The sequence below is a fragment of the Trinickia sp. genome, from assembly GCF_051953405.1.
GTDB lineage: Bacteria > Pseudomonadota > Gammaproteobacteria > Burkholderiales > Burkholderiaceae > Trinickia.
Genome location: NZ_JBQCIV010000085.1, coordinates 1 through 15,862 on the forward strand (window position 1 = coordinate 1; position 15,862 = coordinate 15,862).

11 protein-coding genes are annotated in these 15,862 nt (G+C 64.9%); 7 read left to right on the top strand and 4 right to left on the bottom strand.

Going from position 1 to position 15,862, the window contains the following annotated elements; all coding sequences use genetic code 11:
* Positions 1-10: 10 nt before the first annotated feature.
* From ACTHN9_RS14595 to ACTHN9_RS14610, 4 genes are all read left to right on the top strand, one after another.
* The gene (locus tag ACTHN9_RS14595) at positions 11-1,798 is read left to right on the top strand and encodes an acyl-CoA dehydrogenase C-terminal domain-containing protein (protein ID WP_440537518.1); all 1,788 of its coding nucleotides are present in this window, start codon (positions 11-13) and stop codon (positions 1,796-1,798) included.
* A gap of 147 nt (positions 1,799-1,945) precedes the next feature.
* The gene (locus ACTHN9_RS14600; protein WP_440537479.1) at positions 1,946-4,384 is read left to right on the top strand and encodes a 3-hydroxyacyl-CoA dehydrogenase/enoyl-CoA hydratase family protein; all 2,439 of its coding nucleotides are present in this window, start codon (positions 1,946-1,948) and stop codon (positions 4,382-4,384) included.
* Between the two features lie 16 nt (positions 4,385-4,400).
* The gene (locus ACTHN9_RS14605) at positions 4,401-5,600 is read left to right on the top strand and encodes an acetyl-CoA C-acyltransferase (protein ID WP_440537480.1); all 1,200 of its coding nucleotides are present in this window, start codon (positions 4,401-4,403) and stop codon (positions 5,598-5,600) included.
* Between the two features lie 84 nt (positions 5,601-5,684).
* Positions 5,685-6,452: an enoyl-CoA hydratase gene (locus tag ACTHN9_RS14610; protein WP_440537481.1), complete on the top strand. Its 768-nt coding sequence runs from the start codon at positions 5,685-5,687 to the stop codon at positions 6,450-6,452.
* A 29-nt stretch (positions 6,453-6,481) separates the two neighbouring features.
* Here ACTHN9_RS14610 and fdhD read toward each other — a convergent pair whose 3' ends face one another.
* The gene (gene fdhD / locus ACTHN9_RS14615) at positions 6,482-7,312 is read right to left on the bottom strand and encodes a formate dehydrogenase accessory sulfurtransferase FdhD (protein WP_440537482.1); all 831 of its coding nucleotides are present in this window, start codon (positions 7,310-7,312) and stop codon (positions 6,482-6,484) included.
* A 152-nt stretch (positions 7,313-7,464) separates the two neighbouring features.
* Here fdhD and ACTHN9_RS14620 point away from each other — a divergent pair, with 152 nt between their 5' ends.
* Positions 7,465-7,941 (top strand): nitrate reductase associated protein, encoded by a 477-nt coding sequence (locus ACTHN9_RS14620; protein WP_440537483.1) that lies wholly within the window; start codon positions 7,465-7,467, stop codon positions 7,939-7,941.
* Between the two features lie 273 nt (positions 7,942-8,214).
* Complete coding sequence (locus tag ACTHN9_RS14625) at positions 8,215-11,358, top strand: sensor domain-containing protein (RefSeq protein WP_440537484.1); 3,144 nt, start codon at positions 8,215-8,217, stop codon at positions 11,356-11,358.
* 36 nt (positions 11,359-11,394) lie between these two features.
* On the opposite strand, the gene ACTHN9_RS14630 is transcribed toward ACTHN9_RS14625, so the two are convergent.
* Positions 11,395-11,793 (bottom strand): acyl-CoA thioesterase, encoded by a 399-nt coding sequence (locus ACTHN9_RS14630; RefSeq protein ID WP_440537485.1) that lies wholly within the window; start codon positions 11,791-11,793, stop codon positions 11,395-11,397.
* Between the two features lie 209 nt (positions 11,794-12,002).
* On the opposite strand from ACTHN9_RS14630, the gene ACTHN9_RS14635 reads away from it, so the two are divergent.
* Complete coding sequence (locus tag ACTHN9_RS14635; RefSeq protein WP_440537486.1) at positions 12,003-13,880, top strand: ABCB family ABC transporter ATP-binding protein/permease; 1,878 nt, start codon at positions 12,003-12,005, stop codon at positions 13,878-13,880.
* A 3-nt stretch (positions 13,881-13,883) separates the two neighbouring features.
* On the opposite strand, the gene murU is transcribed toward ACTHN9_RS14635, so the two are convergent.
* Both murU and ACTHN9_RS14645 read right to left on the bottom strand, forming a co-directional pair.
* Positions 13,884-14,612: an N-acetylmuramate alpha-1-phosphate uridylyltransferase MurU gene (gene murU / locus ACTHN9_RS14640; RefSeq protein ID WP_440537487.1), complete on the bottom strand. Its 729-nt coding sequence runs from the start codon at positions 14,610-14,612 to the stop codon at positions 13,884-13,886.
* Positions 14,613-14,629: 17 nt separating this feature from the next.
* Entirely contained in the window at positions 14,630-15,664 is a 1,035-nt protein-coding gene (locus ACTHN9_RS14645; protein ID WP_440537488.1) for an aminoglycoside phosphotransferase family protein, read from the bottom strand.
* Between the last annotated feature and the right edge of the window lie 198 nt (positions 15,665-15,862).

A 15,862-nucleotide genomic window follows, 5' to 3' on the forward strand; every position in this document is an offset into this window, starting at 1 on the left:
GGAGGAAGTCATGGGTCAGTACGCCGCGCCGCTGCGCGACATGCAATTCGTGCTGCACGAACTGCTGAACGTCGAAAACGAAGTCAAAGGCATGCCCAAGCACGCCGATCTCGATGCCGACACGATCAACCAAGTGCTCGAAGAAGCCGGGAAGTTCTGCGCCGAAGTCCTGTTTCCGCTGAACCAAAGCGGCGACGAGGAAGGCTGCACCTATGCGGGCGACGGCGTGGTGACGACGCCGAAGGGCTTCAAGGAGGCGTATCGCCAATACGTCGAGGCGGGCTGGCCTGCGCTCGGCTGCGACCCCGAATACGGCGGCCAAGGCTTGCCGGCATTCGTGAACAACGCACTCTACGAAATGCTTAATTCGTCCAACCAAGCATGGACGATGTATCCGGGCCTGTCGCACGGCGCCTACGAATGCCTGCACGCACACGGCACGCCCGAGCAGCAGCAGGTGTATCTGCCCAAGCTCGTGGCCGGCCAGTGGACGGGCACGATGTGTCTGACCGAACCGCACTGCGGCACCGATCTCGGCATCTTGCGCACGAAGGCCGAATCGAACGGCGACGGCTCGTTCCTGATCACCGGCACGAAAATCTTCATTTCGAGCGGCGAACACGATCTCGCGGAAAACATCGTTCACCTCGTGCTCGCGCGTCTGCCCGATGCGCCTCCGGGAACGAAGGGCATTTCTCTGTTTATCGTGCCGAAGTTCATCCCGGACGCGGCCGGCGAACCGGGCGAGCGCAACGGCATCAAGTGCGGCTCGATCGAACACAAGATGGGCATCCACGCCAACGCCACGTGCGTGATGAATCTCGACAACGCCAAGGGCTGGCTCGTCGGCGAACCGAACCGCGGCCTGCAGGCGATGTTCGTCATGATGAACGCGGCGCGCCTCGGCGTCGGCATGCAAAGCCTCGGCCTGACCGAAGTGGCCTATCAGAACTCGCTCGTCTATGCGAAGGAGCGTCTGCAGATGCGTTCGCTGACGGGCCCGAAGGCACCGGAGAAGGCAGCCGATCCGATCATCGTGCATCCGGACGTGCGCCGCATGCTGCTCACGCAAAAGGCCTATGCCGAAGGCGCACGCGCCTTCTCGTATTGGTCGGCCCTGCAGATCGACAAAGAGCTGTCGCACGCAGACGAAGCCGAGCGCAAGGAAGCGGCCGATCTCGTCGCGCTGCTCACGCCAATCCTGAAGGCGTTCCTCTCGGACAACGCGTTCGAGTGCACGAACCACGCGATGCAAATCTTCGGCGGCCACGGCTTCATCAAGGAATGGGGCATGGAGCAGTACGTGCGCGATGCCCGCATCAACATGATCTACGAAGGCACGAATGCGGTGCAGTCGCTCGATCTGCTCGGCCGTAAGGTGCTGGGCGACATGGGTGCGAAGCTGCGCAAGTTCGGCCAGCTCGTGACGGACTTCGTCGAAGCCGAAGGCGTGAAGCCGGAGATGCAAGAGTTCGTGAACCCGCTCGCCGATATCGGCGACAAGGTGCAAAAGCTCACGATGGAAATCGGCATGAAGGCCATGGCCAACCAAGACGAAGTGGGCGCGGCGGCGGTGCCGTATCTGCGCACGGTCGGCCATCTGGTGTTCTCGTACTTCTGGGCGCGCATGGCACGCATCGCGCTCGACAAAGCTGCATCGGGCGACCCGTTCTACCAGTCCAAGCTCGCGACGGCGCGCTTTTACTTCGCGAAGCTCTTGCCCGAAACGGCCAAGACGATCCGCGAGGCACGCGCGGGATCGAAGACGCTGATGGAAGTCGACGAGGCGCTGTTCTAAGCCAGCGCCCCCGCCGCGCGGCGCGTACGAGAGCACGCGCCGCGCTCATCCGATTCACCGCGGTTCGACCCGCGTCGCTAAGCGCGACACGCCGCGACACGCCGCGATCGAGCCAGCGAAAACGCATGACTCCGAGGGAGGAAAGACGTGAGCAATCTGATCATTCGCAAGGTGGCCGTACTCGGCGCCGGCGTGATGGGCGCGCAGATCGCCGCGCACCTGATCAACGCCAAGGTGCCGGTGCTGCTGTTCGACCTTCCGGCCAAGGAAGGCCCGAAGAACGCGATCGCTTCGAAGGCGATCGAGAACCTCAAGAAGCTCTCGCCCGCGCCGTTCGGTGCGAAGGACGACGCTCGCTACATCGAGCCGGCCAATTACGAAGACGACATCGCGAAGCTCGCGCAATGCGACCTCGTCATCGAGGCGATCGCCGAGCGGATGGACTGGAAGCACGATTTGTACAAAAAGGTCGCGCCGCATCTCGCGCCGCATGCGATCTTCGCGACGAACACCTCGGGCCTGTCGATCACGCAGTTGTCCGAAGGATTTTCCGACGAGCTGAAGTCGCGCTTTTGCGGCGTGCACTTCTTCAATCCGCCGCGCTACATGCATCTCGTCGAGCTGATTCCGACGTCGCATACGCAACCGCACATCCTCGACGATCTCGAAACGTTCCTGACGAGCGTCGTGGGTAAGGGCGTCGTGCGCGCGAAGGATACGCCGAACTTCATCGCCAACCGCGTCGGCATCTTCTCGATCCTCGCGGTCGTCGCGGAAGCCGCGAAGTTCGGACTGCGCTTCGACGAAGTCGACGATCTGACGGGTTCGCGGCTGGGTCGCGCCAAGTCGGCGACGTTCCGCACGGCCGATGTCGTCGGTCTCGACACAATGGCGCACGTCATCAAGACGATGCAGGACAACCTCGCCGACGATCCGTTCTTCCCGGTCTACGAGACGCCGGCCGTGTTGGCCGCGCTCGTCGCGAAGGGCGCGCTCGGCCAGAAGACGGGCGCCGGCTTCTACAAGAAGGACGGCAAGGCGATCAAGGTGCTCGACCCGAAGACGGGCGAGTATGTCGAGGGCGGGGCGAAAGCCGACGAACTGGTCGGACGCATCTTGAAGCGCCCGGCGGCGGAGCGCTTGAAGCTCTTGCGCGAATCGGAGCATCCGCAAGCGCAATTCCTGTGGTCGATCTTCCGCGACGTGTTCCACTACATCGCCGTGCATTTGGAATCGATCGCCGATAACGCGCGCGACGTCGATCTCGCGATTCGGTGGGGCTTCGGCTGGAACGAAGGTCCGTTCGAGGGCTGGCAGGCCGCCGGCTGGAAGCAGGTGGCCGAGTGGGTGCAAGAGGACATTGCAGCGGGCAAGGCATTGGCGAACGCGCCGCTGCCCTCGTGGGTGTTCGAAGGCGTCGTGGCGGAACAGGGCGGCGTGCATACGGCCGAAGGGTCGTGGTCGCCGGCGGCCGGCAGATTCGAGCCGCGCTCGACGTTGCCCGTCTACGGCAAGCAAGTGTTCCGGGCTCCCCTGCTCGGCGAAGCCGGTGTCGATCCCAAGGCTTACGGCAAGACGCTGTTCGAAACCGATTCGGTCCGCGCATGGGTGGATGACCGCGCGGGCGAAGACGACGTCGTCATCGTCTCGTTCAAGACGAAGATGAACACGATCGGCCCGGGGGTGCTCGACGGCCTCGCGCAAGCCATCGAATTGGCCGAGACCTCGTACAAGGGCGTGGTCGTGTGGCAGCCCACGTCGCTCAAGCTCGGTACGCCGGGCGGCCCGTTCTCGGCCGGCGCCAATCTCGAAGAGGCCATGCCCGCGTTCATGATGGGCGGCGCCAAGGGGATCGAGCCGTTCGTCAAGAAATTCCAGCAAGGCATGCTGCGCGTCAAATACGCGAACGTGCCGGTGGTGGCCGCCGTTTCGGGCATCGCGCTCGGCGGCGGGTGCGAACTCATGCTGCATAGCGCCAAGCGGGTGGCGCACATCGAGAGCTATGTCGGTCTCGTCGAAGTCGGTGTCGGCCTCGTGCCGGCGGGCGGCGGCCTGAAGGAAGCCGCGCTGCGTGCCGCCGAGGCGGCCGCCGCTATCGGCGCATCGAACGGCGAGCTGCTGAAATTCCTCTCGAAGTCGTTCGAAAACGCGGCGATGGCGAAGGTCTCGGCGTCGGCGATCGAAGCGCGTGCGATGGGCTATCTGAAGCCGTCGGACACGATCGTCTTCAACGTGTTCGAACTGCTCGACACGGCGAAGAAGGAAGCGCGCGCGCTGGCGGCGGCGGGGTATCGTCCGCCGTTGCCGGTCAAACAGGTTCCAGTCGCAGGCCGCTCGGCGATTTCGACGATCAAGGCCCAGCTCGTGAATATGCGCGACGGTAACTTCATCAGCGCGCACGACTTCCTGATCGCCTCGCGTATCGCCGAAGCCGTATGCGGCGGCGACGTCGAAGCGGGCAGTCTCGTCGACGAAGAATGGCTGCTCGCACTCGAGCGCCGCGCGTTCGTCGATCTGCTCGGCACGCAAAAGACGCAAGAACGAATCATGGGCATGCTGCAGACCGGCAAGCCGGTGCGAAACTAAACGGCAGGAGCGACAAATGAGCAAACAATTGCAAGACGCCTACATCGTCGCCGCGAGCCGCACGCCGATCGGCAAAGCACCGCGGGGCGTATTCAAGAACACGCGGCCGGACGAGCTGCTCGTGCACGCCATCAAATCGGCCGTGGCGCAGGTGCCGGGGCTCGATACGAAGGTGATCGAAGACGCGATCGTCGGCTGCGCGATCCCCGAAGCCGAGCAGGGCCTGAACGTCGCGCGGATCGGCGCGCTGCTCGCGGGCCTGCCGCAATCGGTGGGCGGCGTGACCGTCAACCGCTTTTGCGCATCGGGCGTCACGGCGCTGGCGATGGCGGCCGATCGGATCCGCGTCGGCGAAGCCGATGCGATGATTGCGGGCGGTTGCGAATCGATGAGCATGGTGCCGATGATGGGCAATACGCCGTCGATGTCGCCGCACATCTTCGACAACAACGAAAACTTCGGCATCGCTTACGGGATGGGCCTCACGGCCGAGCGCGTGGCCGAGCGCTGGAAGGTGAGCCGCGAAGATCAAGACCGCTTCTCGCTCGAATCGCACCAAAAGGCGATCGCCGCGCAACAGGCCGGCGAGTTCAAGGACGAGATCTCGCCGTATGCGCTCGTGGAGCGCGTGCCGGATCTCGCCACGGGCGAAGTCAGAACGAAGACGCGCGAGATCGCGCTCGACGAAGGCCCGCGTCCCGACACGACACTCGAAGGGCTCGGCAAGCTGCGCGCTGTGTTCGCGAACAAGGGCTCGGTCACGGCCGGCAATAGCTCGCAAACGTCGGACGGCGCCGGCGCGCTGATCGTCGTGTCCGAGAAGATCCTGAAGCAATTCAACCTGACGCCGCTCGCGCGCTTCGTGAGCTTCGCCGTGCGCGGCGTGCCGCCCGAAGTGATGGGGATCGGCCCGAAGGAAGCGATTCCGGCCGCGCTCAAGGCGGCGGGCCTCACGCAGGACGATCTCGATTGGATCGAGCTGAACGAAGCGTTCGCGGCGCAATCGCTGGCGGTGATGCGCGAACTCGGTCTCGACCCGTCGAAGGTCAACCCGCTCGGCGGCGCGATCGCGCTCGGCCACCCGCTCGGCGCGACGGGGGCGATCCGTGCGGCAACGGTGGTGCACGGCCTGCGCCGCCGCAATTTGAAGTACGGCATGGTGACGATGTGCGTCGGCACCGGCATGGGGGCGGCGGGCATCATCGAGCGGCTGTAACCCCACCGTGACCCGGTTATGACGGTTCGTGGGCCTTGGAGCGATCCTCCGGGGCCGCGAACCGTTTTCCTTTGGAGAGAGACGATGGACATAGTGGTTGAGCGTAGTGCCGAAGGCGTGATGACGATCGCTTTGAATCGGCCCGAAAAGAAAAACGCCATTACCTCGGCGATGTACCAAACGATGGCCGATGCGCTGGCCGACGCGCAGGAGGACGCCGCCGTGCGCGCGATCTTGATCCGCGGCGGCCCGCACGCGTTCAGCGCGGGCAACGATCTCGAAGACTTCATGAAATCGCCGCCGAGCAGCGAGGACGCGCCGGTGCTGCAGTTCCTGCGGCGTATCAGCGGGGCGAACAAGCCGATCGTCGCGTCGGTGGCCGGCGTGGCCGTCGGCATCGGCACGACGTTGCTGCTGCACTGCGATCTCGTCTACGCGTCCGACGCGGCGACGTTCTCGCTGCCGTTCGCTCAGTTGGGGTTGTGCCCCGAGGCGGCGTCCAGCTTGTTGCTGCCGCGCCTGTCGGGCTATCCGCTCGCCGCCGAAAAACTCCTGCTCGGCGAGGCCTTCGATGCGCAAGAGGCGCACCGCATGGGCATCGTCAATCGCTTGCTGCCCGCGGGCGAGGTGGATGCATTCGCGTATGCGCAAGCGCTCAAGCTCAGTGCGCTGCCGGCGTCGTCGCTGCGCGTCACGAAGATGCTGATGAAGCGTGCGCACGGGCAGGAGATCGGCGAGCGCATGAAGGAAGAGGTGGTGCACTTCGGCAAGATGCTGCTCGCACCCGAAGCGCGCGAAGCGATGATGGCGTTCTTTCAGAAACGCAAGCCCGACTTCCGGCAGTTCGGTTAAGGGATCGGCTGCGACGGTGCGCAACGACCCTACGCGCCGCCGTATTCCACGTAGCTCGTCTCTCTGCAAAAGCTGACGAGCCGAATGCCGGCTTGCCGGGCAATGGCGATGGCGAGCGACGACGGTGCGGAGATGGTCGCCACCATGGGTATGCCGACGCGCGCCGCTTTGCGTACAAGCTCGTAGCTCGCGCGGCTCGACAGAAACACGAAGCCGTTCGTCGTATCCACGCGATCGAGCACGAGGCGGCCGATGAGCTTATCGAGCGCATTGTGCCGGCCGACGTCTTCGAACGCGATCGAAATCGCACCGTCCGCATCGCACCAGGCGGCGGCGTGCAAGCCGCCCGTCAGTCGCGTGAGCGCTTGGTGGGCTGGCAGCTCGCGCGCCGCTCGCGCAATCGCATCGGGTGCGAGGCGCGCCATGAATCCCGTCGCCGGTACGCGCTCGGGCGACAAGTCGAGCAAGTCGATGCTTTCGATGCCGCACACGCCGCAGCCGGTCCGGCCCGCGAGGGCGCGGCGGCGTTCCTTCAAGGCGCCGAACGCTTCTTGCGCGATCGTCAGCTCGACGTGCGCATAGGGCAGCGTCGCGCCGTCGCGATGGAACGCAACGTCGATATCGCGGATATCGGCGCGCCGCTTGACGATGCCCTCCGAGATGGCGAATCCGACCGCGAATGCTTCGAGTTCGCGCGGCGTGCACATCATGACGGCATGGGAGATGCCGTTGAAGACGAGGGCGACGGGCCATTCCTGGCCGACCTCATCGACTGTCGCCTCGATCTCGCCATCGCGATGCCGGCGTACCGCTTGCTCGACGATGCCTCGCTCTTCGGCACCGTCCCATGGCTCGTTCAACTTCGCTCCTCGTCGAAAATGGCGCGCCCGCCGGCCGATCGCCGCACCGCGGCTCGCGCCGGCCGGCGTTTCGCGCATAAGGTTCTAAAATACCTCAAGCGGGCATCGCTTGCCCGCTTTGCGCCGGCGCGCGCGCGCCAAAGGACACCGCCATGGGATTGCATGAAACGCCGTTGATGTTCGATTTCGAGCGGGTCTCGTCGGAGGACCTCACCTATATGCCGATGTCGGTCCGTTTCAATCTCGACCGCTTCGGTCTACGCATTTCGCTCGCGCAGTGGCAATTGTTACCGCATGCCGATCGCACGCTGCTGGCACGGTTTCCTGTCGACGAAGACGCCCAGATCGAGCCGAACTTCGATCATGCCCTCTTCGAAATGATGCGTACGCACGCGAACCTGGAACCCGAATGGTTCACGCCGGAACAGGAGCCGGCCTGGCGCAACGCATCCGCCGTACCCGAAGGCGTGCTTAGGCACAGCCGCGAAGCCGGCGCCAATGCGCCGAGCGTCGAGCGCTGGGGGCGGCTCGATCCGTTCAAACGCTACGTCCTGACGAAATTGACGCGCAAACCCGAGGCGAGCCACGATTTTCTGCCCGCCATGCGCGAGTTCGGCCTGATGGATTGACCCCCAGGTATTTGAGCGCCCCTTTCCCGCGATGCCGGCCGGAGGCGGCGCCGGGTGTGTCCGGCTGCGGCCCACGACATTTTTAACGCGCTCCCTCAAGTTCGGCCGCGCACCGCCGATATCCATAGGTTGGCGCGGAAAGCCTCGGATCGGTCTCGGCACGAAGGATCGAGCGGGCGCGTTGCAGTCGCATGAACATGCCGCCCCATCCTGAGTGCCCCTCAACCCAGGATCTCCACCCTGGGCACTAGAACGACCGGCTTTCGACATCCAATGCGTTCCTTTTTATCCAAGCGGCTGCTGATCAACGTCGTGGTTGCCGCCGCTGCGATCGGCGCCAACGCGTTCGTCGCCTACGGGCAGATTCGTAGCGAGCGAGCGACCGATTTGCGCACCCAGCGCTCCATGAGCGTCAAGCGCGATCTCGACGCATACCGCGCGACGCTCGGCTCCGGGCTCGCGGCCCTGGGCCGTTTCGAGCGCGCCGGCGAACCGATTCGCACCGCGTTCATCGGCGAGCGCGAAGCGGCGCTCGCGAGCGTCAAGGCGCGGCTTCGGCAGGCGCTCTCGGACGATGCCGCGATGCGCGGCGATCTCGACGCGCTGTTGACGCTCGCCGACGGCGTCGAGGGCCCGACCCACGCGGCGCTGGTTCGTGCGGCGCAACAATCGACGGGTTCCAACGCGGATGCGGTCGGGGACGTCCCCGCACGTGCTTGGGCCGCGCCCGTGTACATGCGAGTGGGGGCGGCGCTCGACGTCGTCGATGCCTCCGTCGCGAAACTGCGCGAACGGGAAGATGACGCATTGGAGTCGTCGCTGGCGGCCTCCGCGCATTCGACGCGTCTGGCCACGCTGCTGCTCATCGTGACGATGGTGGCTGGCTGCGGCATGCTGATCTACACGTTCGGCGTGCGCGAGAGCGCCGCGCGCGCGAAGCTCCGTGTGGCCCGCGCGATGCGGCGCAGCGACCAGCGCTTTCGCGAGCTGTTCGATGCCCACCCTGTGCCGATGTGGATCTACGATCGCGACACGCTCTGCTTTCTCGCCGTGAACGCGGCGGCCGTCGAGCAGTACGGCTACAGCGAAAGCGAGTTTCACGGCATGACGATTCGCGATCTTTGCTGGCCCGACGAGATTGCCCGGCTCGAGTCGTACCTCGTGCGCGGTTACGCCGCGCCGCGCCGCGGCCGGGTATCGGCGGGCGTATGGCGGCAACGCCGCCGCGACGGCACGCAATTGAGCGCGGATATCACGAACCATGCGCTCACGTTCATGGGCCGCCCGGCGATGTTCGTCCTCGCGGACGACGTCAGCGAGCAAATCAAGGCCGAAGCCGAAGCTCAGCGCTCGAATCAGATGCTCGAGACGGTCATCGACAACATCCCCCAGCGCATCTTCTGGAAAGACCGCGATTCGCGCTACCTCGGCTGCAACGTGGCGTTCGCGCGGGACGCGGGGCTTGCGTACACCGAGCAAGTGATCGGCAAGACCGATGAGGACATGCCGTGGGGCGCATTGGCCGCCTCGCTGCGCAAGGCCGACCAGGAAGTGATCGAGACCGGCGTGCCGAAGATGAACCACGAATTCGAGGTGATGATCGACGGCGTGCACCGCGCCGGGATCACGAGCAAGATTCCGCTGACGAACGGCGACGGCACCGTCATCGGCGTGCTCGGCTCCTACACGGACGTGACGGAGCGCAAGCGGTCCGATCTCGCGCTGCGTCTGCAAAGCCGGGCGCTCGATGCGAGCGTCAATGCCGTGCTGATCACGGCCGCCTCCGGCGGCGGCCATGTCATCGAATATGCGAACCCGGCGTTCAAGCGGATCACGGGCTACGATCCGGCCGAAGTCGTCGGCCAGGATTGCCGCTTCTTGCAGCGGGACGACCGCGACCAGGAAGGGCTGGTCGCGATTCGCGAAGCCCTGGCCGCGAACCGCGAAGTGAGCGCCGTCTTGCGCAACTATCGCAAGGACGGCGCGCTGTTTTGGAATCAGCTGTTCATTGCGCCCGTGCCCGATCCTGACGGCAATACCACGCACCATATCGGCGTCATCAACGACGTCACCGATCTGATCCGCTACCAGGAGCAGCTCGAGTATCAGGCGAACTACGACGGCTTGACGCGGTTGCCGAATCGCAACTTGCTGCGCGAGCGGCTCAATCAGGCGATCGGGCGCGGCAAGCCGCTCGCGGTCGTCTTCATCGATTTGGACGGGTTCAAGAACGTCAACGACAGCCTCGGCCACAGCGTGGGCGACCGGTTGCTGGGCGTGGTGGGCGAACGGCTCGCACGCAGCGCGCGCCCGGGCGATACGGTGGCGCGGCACGGCGGCGACGAGTTCGTGATCGTGCTGACCGATGCCGTGAACGAAGCAACGCTGATCGGTTGGATGGAGCGCGTGCGCGCGACGATCTCCGAGCCGGTCATGCTCGACGGCACCGAGCTGTACGTGGGCTGCAGCATGGGCGCGAGCTTGTTTCCGCAAGACGGCGAGGACGTCGAAACCTTGCTGAAAAAGGCGGATTTGGCGATGTACCGCGCCAAGGACATGGGGCGCAACACGTTCCAGTTCTATCAGCCCGAGATGAATACGAGCGTGGGCGCCCGGCTCAATCTCGAGCGTCGTCTGCGCCGAGCCTTGCGCGACAGCGAGTTCTTGTTGCACTACCAGCCGCAGGTGGACATCGAAACAGGCCAGATCGTCGGGATGGAGGCGCTCGTGCGCTGGCTCGATCCCGAAGTCGGGCTCGTGCCGCCTTCGGCCTTTATTCCCGTGGCCGAGGAGAGCGGACTGATCGGTCCGCTCTCGGAGTGGGTGCTGCGCGAGGCGTGCCGGCAAAACAAGGCGTGGCAGGACGAAGGCTTGCCGCCCGCGCGCGTGTCGGTGAACTTGTCGGCGCGGCAGTTTCAGCAGCGCGACATCGCCAAACTCGTGATGTCGATTCTCGAGGAAACCGGCCTCGAACCGCAGTATCTGGAACTCGAGCTGACCGAAAGCACGATCATGCGCAATGCGGAGGAGGCGGTCACGATGCTCGCCGAACTTCACGCGCTCGGCATCGGTCTGGCCATCGACGATTTCGGAACCGGCTATTCGAGCCTGAGTTATCTGAAGCGTTTCCCGGTCGACCGTCTGAAGATCGACCGCTCGTTCGTGTCGGACATCGGTGCCTCGAACGACGACGAGACGATCACCTCGGCCATCATCGCGCTGGCGCATTCGCTGCAACTGCAGGTGATTGCCGAAGGCGTCGAAACGGCGGCGCAACTCGATTTCCTCAAGGAGCGCGCCTGTAACGAAATGCAGGGCTACTTCTTTGCGCGACCGATGCCGCACGATGCGATTCCCGCACTGCTGCAGCAAGCGCGTGGGCCGCACGTGGGCGTGGCCGGCGGCGTGCCGGCGTAACGCCGGAGCGCCGGCCGCCGCGGAGCGGCCGGTGTGTCAGGCTAGATCGGGCAGTTTGCGCGGACGGCGGTCCTTATCGGTCGCCACGTAGGTGAGCGTGGCTTCCGTGACCTTGACGAGTTCCTCGGTCAGGCTCATGCGCTGGGCAAAGACTTCAACGGAAACCGTGATCGAGGTCGTGCCCGTTTTCACGATATCGGCATAGAAGCTGAGCAGATCGCCGACGAACACCGGCTGCTTGAAGATAAACGAGTTGACGGCGACCGTCGCGACGCGGCCGTTGGCGCGCCGGCTCGCGGGAATCGAGCCGGCGATGTCGACTTGCGCCATGATCCAGCCGCCGAACACGTCGCCGTGTACGTTGGCGTCGGAGGGCTGCGGGACGACGCGCAGGGCGCAATTCTTCTGCGGAAGCAGCGGGGGGGAAATAGTCATCGAGGTTACCTGTTCTGCGACAATGGGCCGAGCCTGCGACAATGGTCGCCAGCGAACGGTCGGCCATCGAAATTGTACGGGCAAACGCGGACACGGCGCACGCCTCGTGCCACGGGCGCATGCGTCGCGATCGTCGCGATCGCCGCGTGCAATGCCCGCAGGCCGCCCGCCCATCCGCCGCTTGCGCGGCTTCGTTTCCGTGTGGACCCATGCGCCGCTATAGCTCATCGACAGAACCCGCGCCCGCGGCCACCCCCGGCGCCGCGCGCCGCGACTGGCAGACGATCCGTTCGCTGCTGCCCTACCTTGCCGACTACAAGGGGCGCGTAGCGCTTGCGCTGTCGTGCCTGATCGGCGCGAAGCTCGCCAATCTCGGGGTGCCGATCGTCATGAAGCACATCGTCGACGGCCTCGTATCCATGCGCCAACTGACGGCGCTCGGGCGGGCGCATCACGAGCCGGCGATCGTGCTGGCCGGCGGCATGGGCTTGCTCGTCGTCGCCTATGCGCTCGTGCGGCTGTCGACCTCGCTGTTCACCGAGCTGCGCGAAATCCTCTTTTCGAAGGTGACGGAAAGCGCCGTGCGCCAAGTCGCGCTGAAGGTGTTTCGCCATCTGCATTCGCTCTCGCTGCGCTTTCATCTGGACCGGCAAACAGGCGGCATGTCGCGCGACATCGAGCGCGGTACGCGCGGCATTTCGCAATTGATCTCGTACTCGCTGTACAGCATCTTGCCGACACTCGTCGAAGTCGGCCTCGTGATGGGTTTTTTCGTCGTCAAATACGAGGCTTACTATGCGCTCGTCGCCTTCGTCGCGTTGGTGACGTACATCGTCTTCACGGTCAAAGTGACCGAGTGGCGCACGCATTTTCGGCGCACGATGAACGAACTCGACTCGCGCGCCAATTCGCGCGCGATCGATTCGCTGCTCAACTACGAGACGGTGAAATACTTCGGCAACGAAGATTGGGAGGCTCGGCGCTACGACGAGAACCTGAAGCGCTATCGGGCTGCGGCGATCAAGTCGCAGAACTCGCTGTCGCTGCTGAACTTCGGCCAGCAAGCGATCATCGGCACGGCACTTGTCTTCATTCTGTGGCGCGCGACGCAAGGCGTCATGGCGGGACGCCTCACGCTAGGCGATCTCGTGCTCATCAATACGTTCATGCTGCAGCTGTATATTCCGCTGAACTTCCTCGGCGTGGTGTATCGCGAACTCAAGCAAAGCCTCACCGATATGGACCGGATGTTCACGCTGCTCGGCGCCGCGCGCGAGGTGCCGGATGCGCCCGGCGCTCGAGCGCTTGCCGTGCGCGGCGGCGAAGTGCGTTTCGAGCACGTCCGCTTCGGCTACGAAAGCACGCGCGTGATTCTCGATGGGGTGACCTTTTCGATCGCGGCGGGCACGACGACGGCGGTGGTCGGGCCGAGCGGTTCGGGCAAATCCACGTTGGCGCGGCTGCTGTTTCGCTTTTACGATCTCGACCGTGCGGCCGGCGGGGCGATTACGATCGACGGCCAGGACGTGCGCGACGTGACGCAAGATTCGCTGCGGGCATCGATCGGCATCGTGCCGCAAGACACGGTGCTGTTCAACGATACGATCTACTACAACATCGCCTACGGGCGCCCCGAAGCGACGCGCGACGAGGTGATCGCGGCCGCGCGGGCGGCCCACATCCACGAATTCATCGAAGGGTTGCCCAAGGGCTACGAAACGCCCGTGGGCGAGCGGGGGCTCAAGCTGTCGGGCGGGGAAAAGCAGCGCGTCGCCATCGCTCGGACGTTGCTTAAGAACCCGCCGATTCTCATTTTCGACGAAGCGACGTCCGCGCTCGATTCGCACTCGGAGCGAGCGATTCAGAACGAACTCGATCAAATCGCGCGGGGGCGCACGACGCTCGTCATCGCCCACCGGTTATCGACGGTCGTCCACGCCGAGCAAATCATCGTCATGGATCACGGGCGTATCGTCGAGCGGGGCACTCATGCCGAGTTGCTGGAGGCGGGCGGCGCGTTCGCGCAAATGTGGGCGCTGCAGCAGCGCGCCGCATCGCGTGCCCACGCGCAAAGCGAAGGCGCGTAACGGCTACGCTCGAACGCCTCCGGCACGCAGTTCGGCGTCGAGCGCACGCAACTGATCGGGCGTGCCGACGTTTTCCCAGCGCCCGTCGTAGAGTTCGCCGCTGGCGAGCCCGGCGGCGACGGTCTCCCGGTAGTACGGCGTGAGTGCGCGACGTTCTCCCGGCGCGAGCGCGCGGAACATTCGCGTATCGTAGACGCCGATATTGCCGAACGTATAACGCGCCGCGCCGTCCAGCGACAGGCGCCCGGCCGTATCGAGCGAAAAATCGCCGCGCGGATGGAACACCGGATTCGGCACCATGACGAGATGCATGAGCGGCTGCGTCGATGCGGCCATTCGAGCGGCCGGCTCGCGCAGCCGTACGTAGTCGAATTCGCAGAACACATCCCCGCTGACGGCCGCAAAGACGCTCGGCACACCGTTCGCTTCGAGCAGAGGCAACGCTTTAGCGATTCCTCCCGCTGTTTCTAGCGCCTCGCGCTCGGGCGAATAGAGCAGCCGCACGCCGAAGCGCGCGCCGTCGCCGAGTTCGCGTTCGATTTGCTCGCCGAGCCAAGCTTGGTTGACGACGATCGTCGACACCCCCGCTTGCGCAAGACGTTCGATTTGCCAAACGATCAGCGGTTTGCCGCCGGCTTCGAGCAAGGGCTTGGGGCGGGTGTCGGTGAGCGGGCGCATCCGCTCGCCGCGGCCCGCGGCAAAGATCATCGCTGTGGTGAGCGCGTACGTCATTGGCCTCGCCCGCCCGCTCAAAACGTGTAGCCGACTTGCGTCGAGCGGCTTTCGAGATCGTCCAGCACGCGCGCGAACGGGACGAGCGGCCGATAGCGCTCGGCCACCTTGCGTGCATAGCCGACGAAGCGAGGCAGGTCGTCCAGATAGCGGGGCTTGCCGTCGCGATAATGCAAGCGGGCGAACAAGCCCAGGATCTTGATATGCCGCTGCAGCCCGATCCATTCGATTTGCCGGTAGAACTCGCCGAAATCGGGATCGACGGGCAGGCCGGCCTTTTTCGCGCGCTCCCAATAGTGGACGAAACAATCGAGTTCGAACTCCTCGTCCCAACTGATGAACGCATCGCGCAGCAACGAGGCGATGTCGTATGCGATGGGCCCGTACACCGCGTCCTGAAAATCGAGGACCCCGGGATTGGGCTCGCAGATCATGAGATTGCGCGGCATGAAATCGCGCAGCATATACACCTGCGGCTGGGCGCGGGCGCTCGCGATCAACAGCGCGTAGGTGCGGTCGAGCACGCCGCGTAGGGTCTCGTCCACCTCGCGGCCCAAGTGCCGCGCGACGTACCACTCGGGCATGAGTTCCATCTCGCGGCGCAGGAAGGCTTCGTCGAACGGCGGCAATACGCCCTCGCGCGACGTGCGCTGCCAGCGGATCAGCGCGTCGATCGCATCGCGCATGAGCGGTTTGGCGCGCGCCGTGTCGCTCGGATCCATTTCGGCGATGTAGGGGCGCGTGCCGAGATCCGTCACGAGCATGAAGCCGGCGTCGAAGTCGCACTCGAGCACGCGCGGTACATGCACGCCGGCGTCGGCCAGCATCTTCGCGATCTGAACGAACTCGCGGCATTTTTCGGGCGGCGGGGCATCGACGGCGATCAGCGATGCGCCGTACTCGCACGCGCTCGCGAGACGGAAATAGCGACGGAAGCTGGCGTCGGCGGACGCCGGCACGAGGCTTGGCAGGGCCAGGCCGTAGCGGGGCGCGAGCGTGCCGAGCCAGGCGGCGAGGGCAGCGCGCCGGGTATCGGCGGGAGAATCGGTCATTGTATCGGGGGAGGGCAAAACGTCTTGCCATATAATACCCGACGACTTTTTATGTTGCGCCTTGTTCCCGTGTCGGCTTTCGCACGGTTCCGTTCGACTGCTCGTCGTCGGCATGCGTGCGTTCGTCGCCGGCGTGTGGCGCGACCCGCCCCTTGCCCGCTTGCGGTACGGGTAACGTGCGACGGGCGCTTGCCTCCC

Coding starts and splice junctions, on each gene's coding strand:
- ACTHN9_RS14645 (WP_440537488.1), bottom strand. CDS start 15,664: ATGACCGATTCTCCCGCCGATACCCGGCGCGCTGCCCTCGCCGCCTGG.
- ACTHN9_RS14625 (WP_440537484.1), top strand. CDS start 8,215: ATGCGTTCCTTTTTATCCAAGCGGCTGCTGATCAACGTCGTGGTTGCC.
- ACTHN9_RS14630 (WP_440537485.1), bottom strand. CDS start 11,793: ATGACTATTTCCCCCCCGCTGCTTCCGCAGAAGAATTGCGCCCTGCGC.
- ACTHN9_RS14605 (WP_440537480.1), top strand. CDS start 4,401: ATGAGCAAACAATTGCAAGACGCCTACATCGTCGCCGCGAGCCGCACG.
- ACTHN9_RS14595 (WP_440537518.1), top strand. CDS start 11: ATGGGTCAGTACGCCGCGCCGCTGCGCGACATGCAATTCGTGCTGCAC.
- ACTHN9_RS14635 (WP_440537486.1), top strand. CDS start 12,003: ATGCGCCGCTATAGCTCATCGACAGAACCCGCGCCCGCGGCCACCCCC.
- ACTHN9_RS14620 (WP_440537483.1), top strand. CDS start 7,465: ATGGGATTGCATGAAACGCCGTTGATGTTCGATTTCGAGCGGGTCTCG.
- murU (WP_440537487.1), bottom strand. CDS start 14,612: ATGACGTACGCGCTCACCACAGCGATGATCTTTGCCGCGGGCCGCGGC.
- ACTHN9_RS14610 (WP_440537481.1), top strand. CDS start 5,685: ATGGACATAGTGGTTGAGCGTAGTGCCGAAGGCGTGATGACGATCGCT.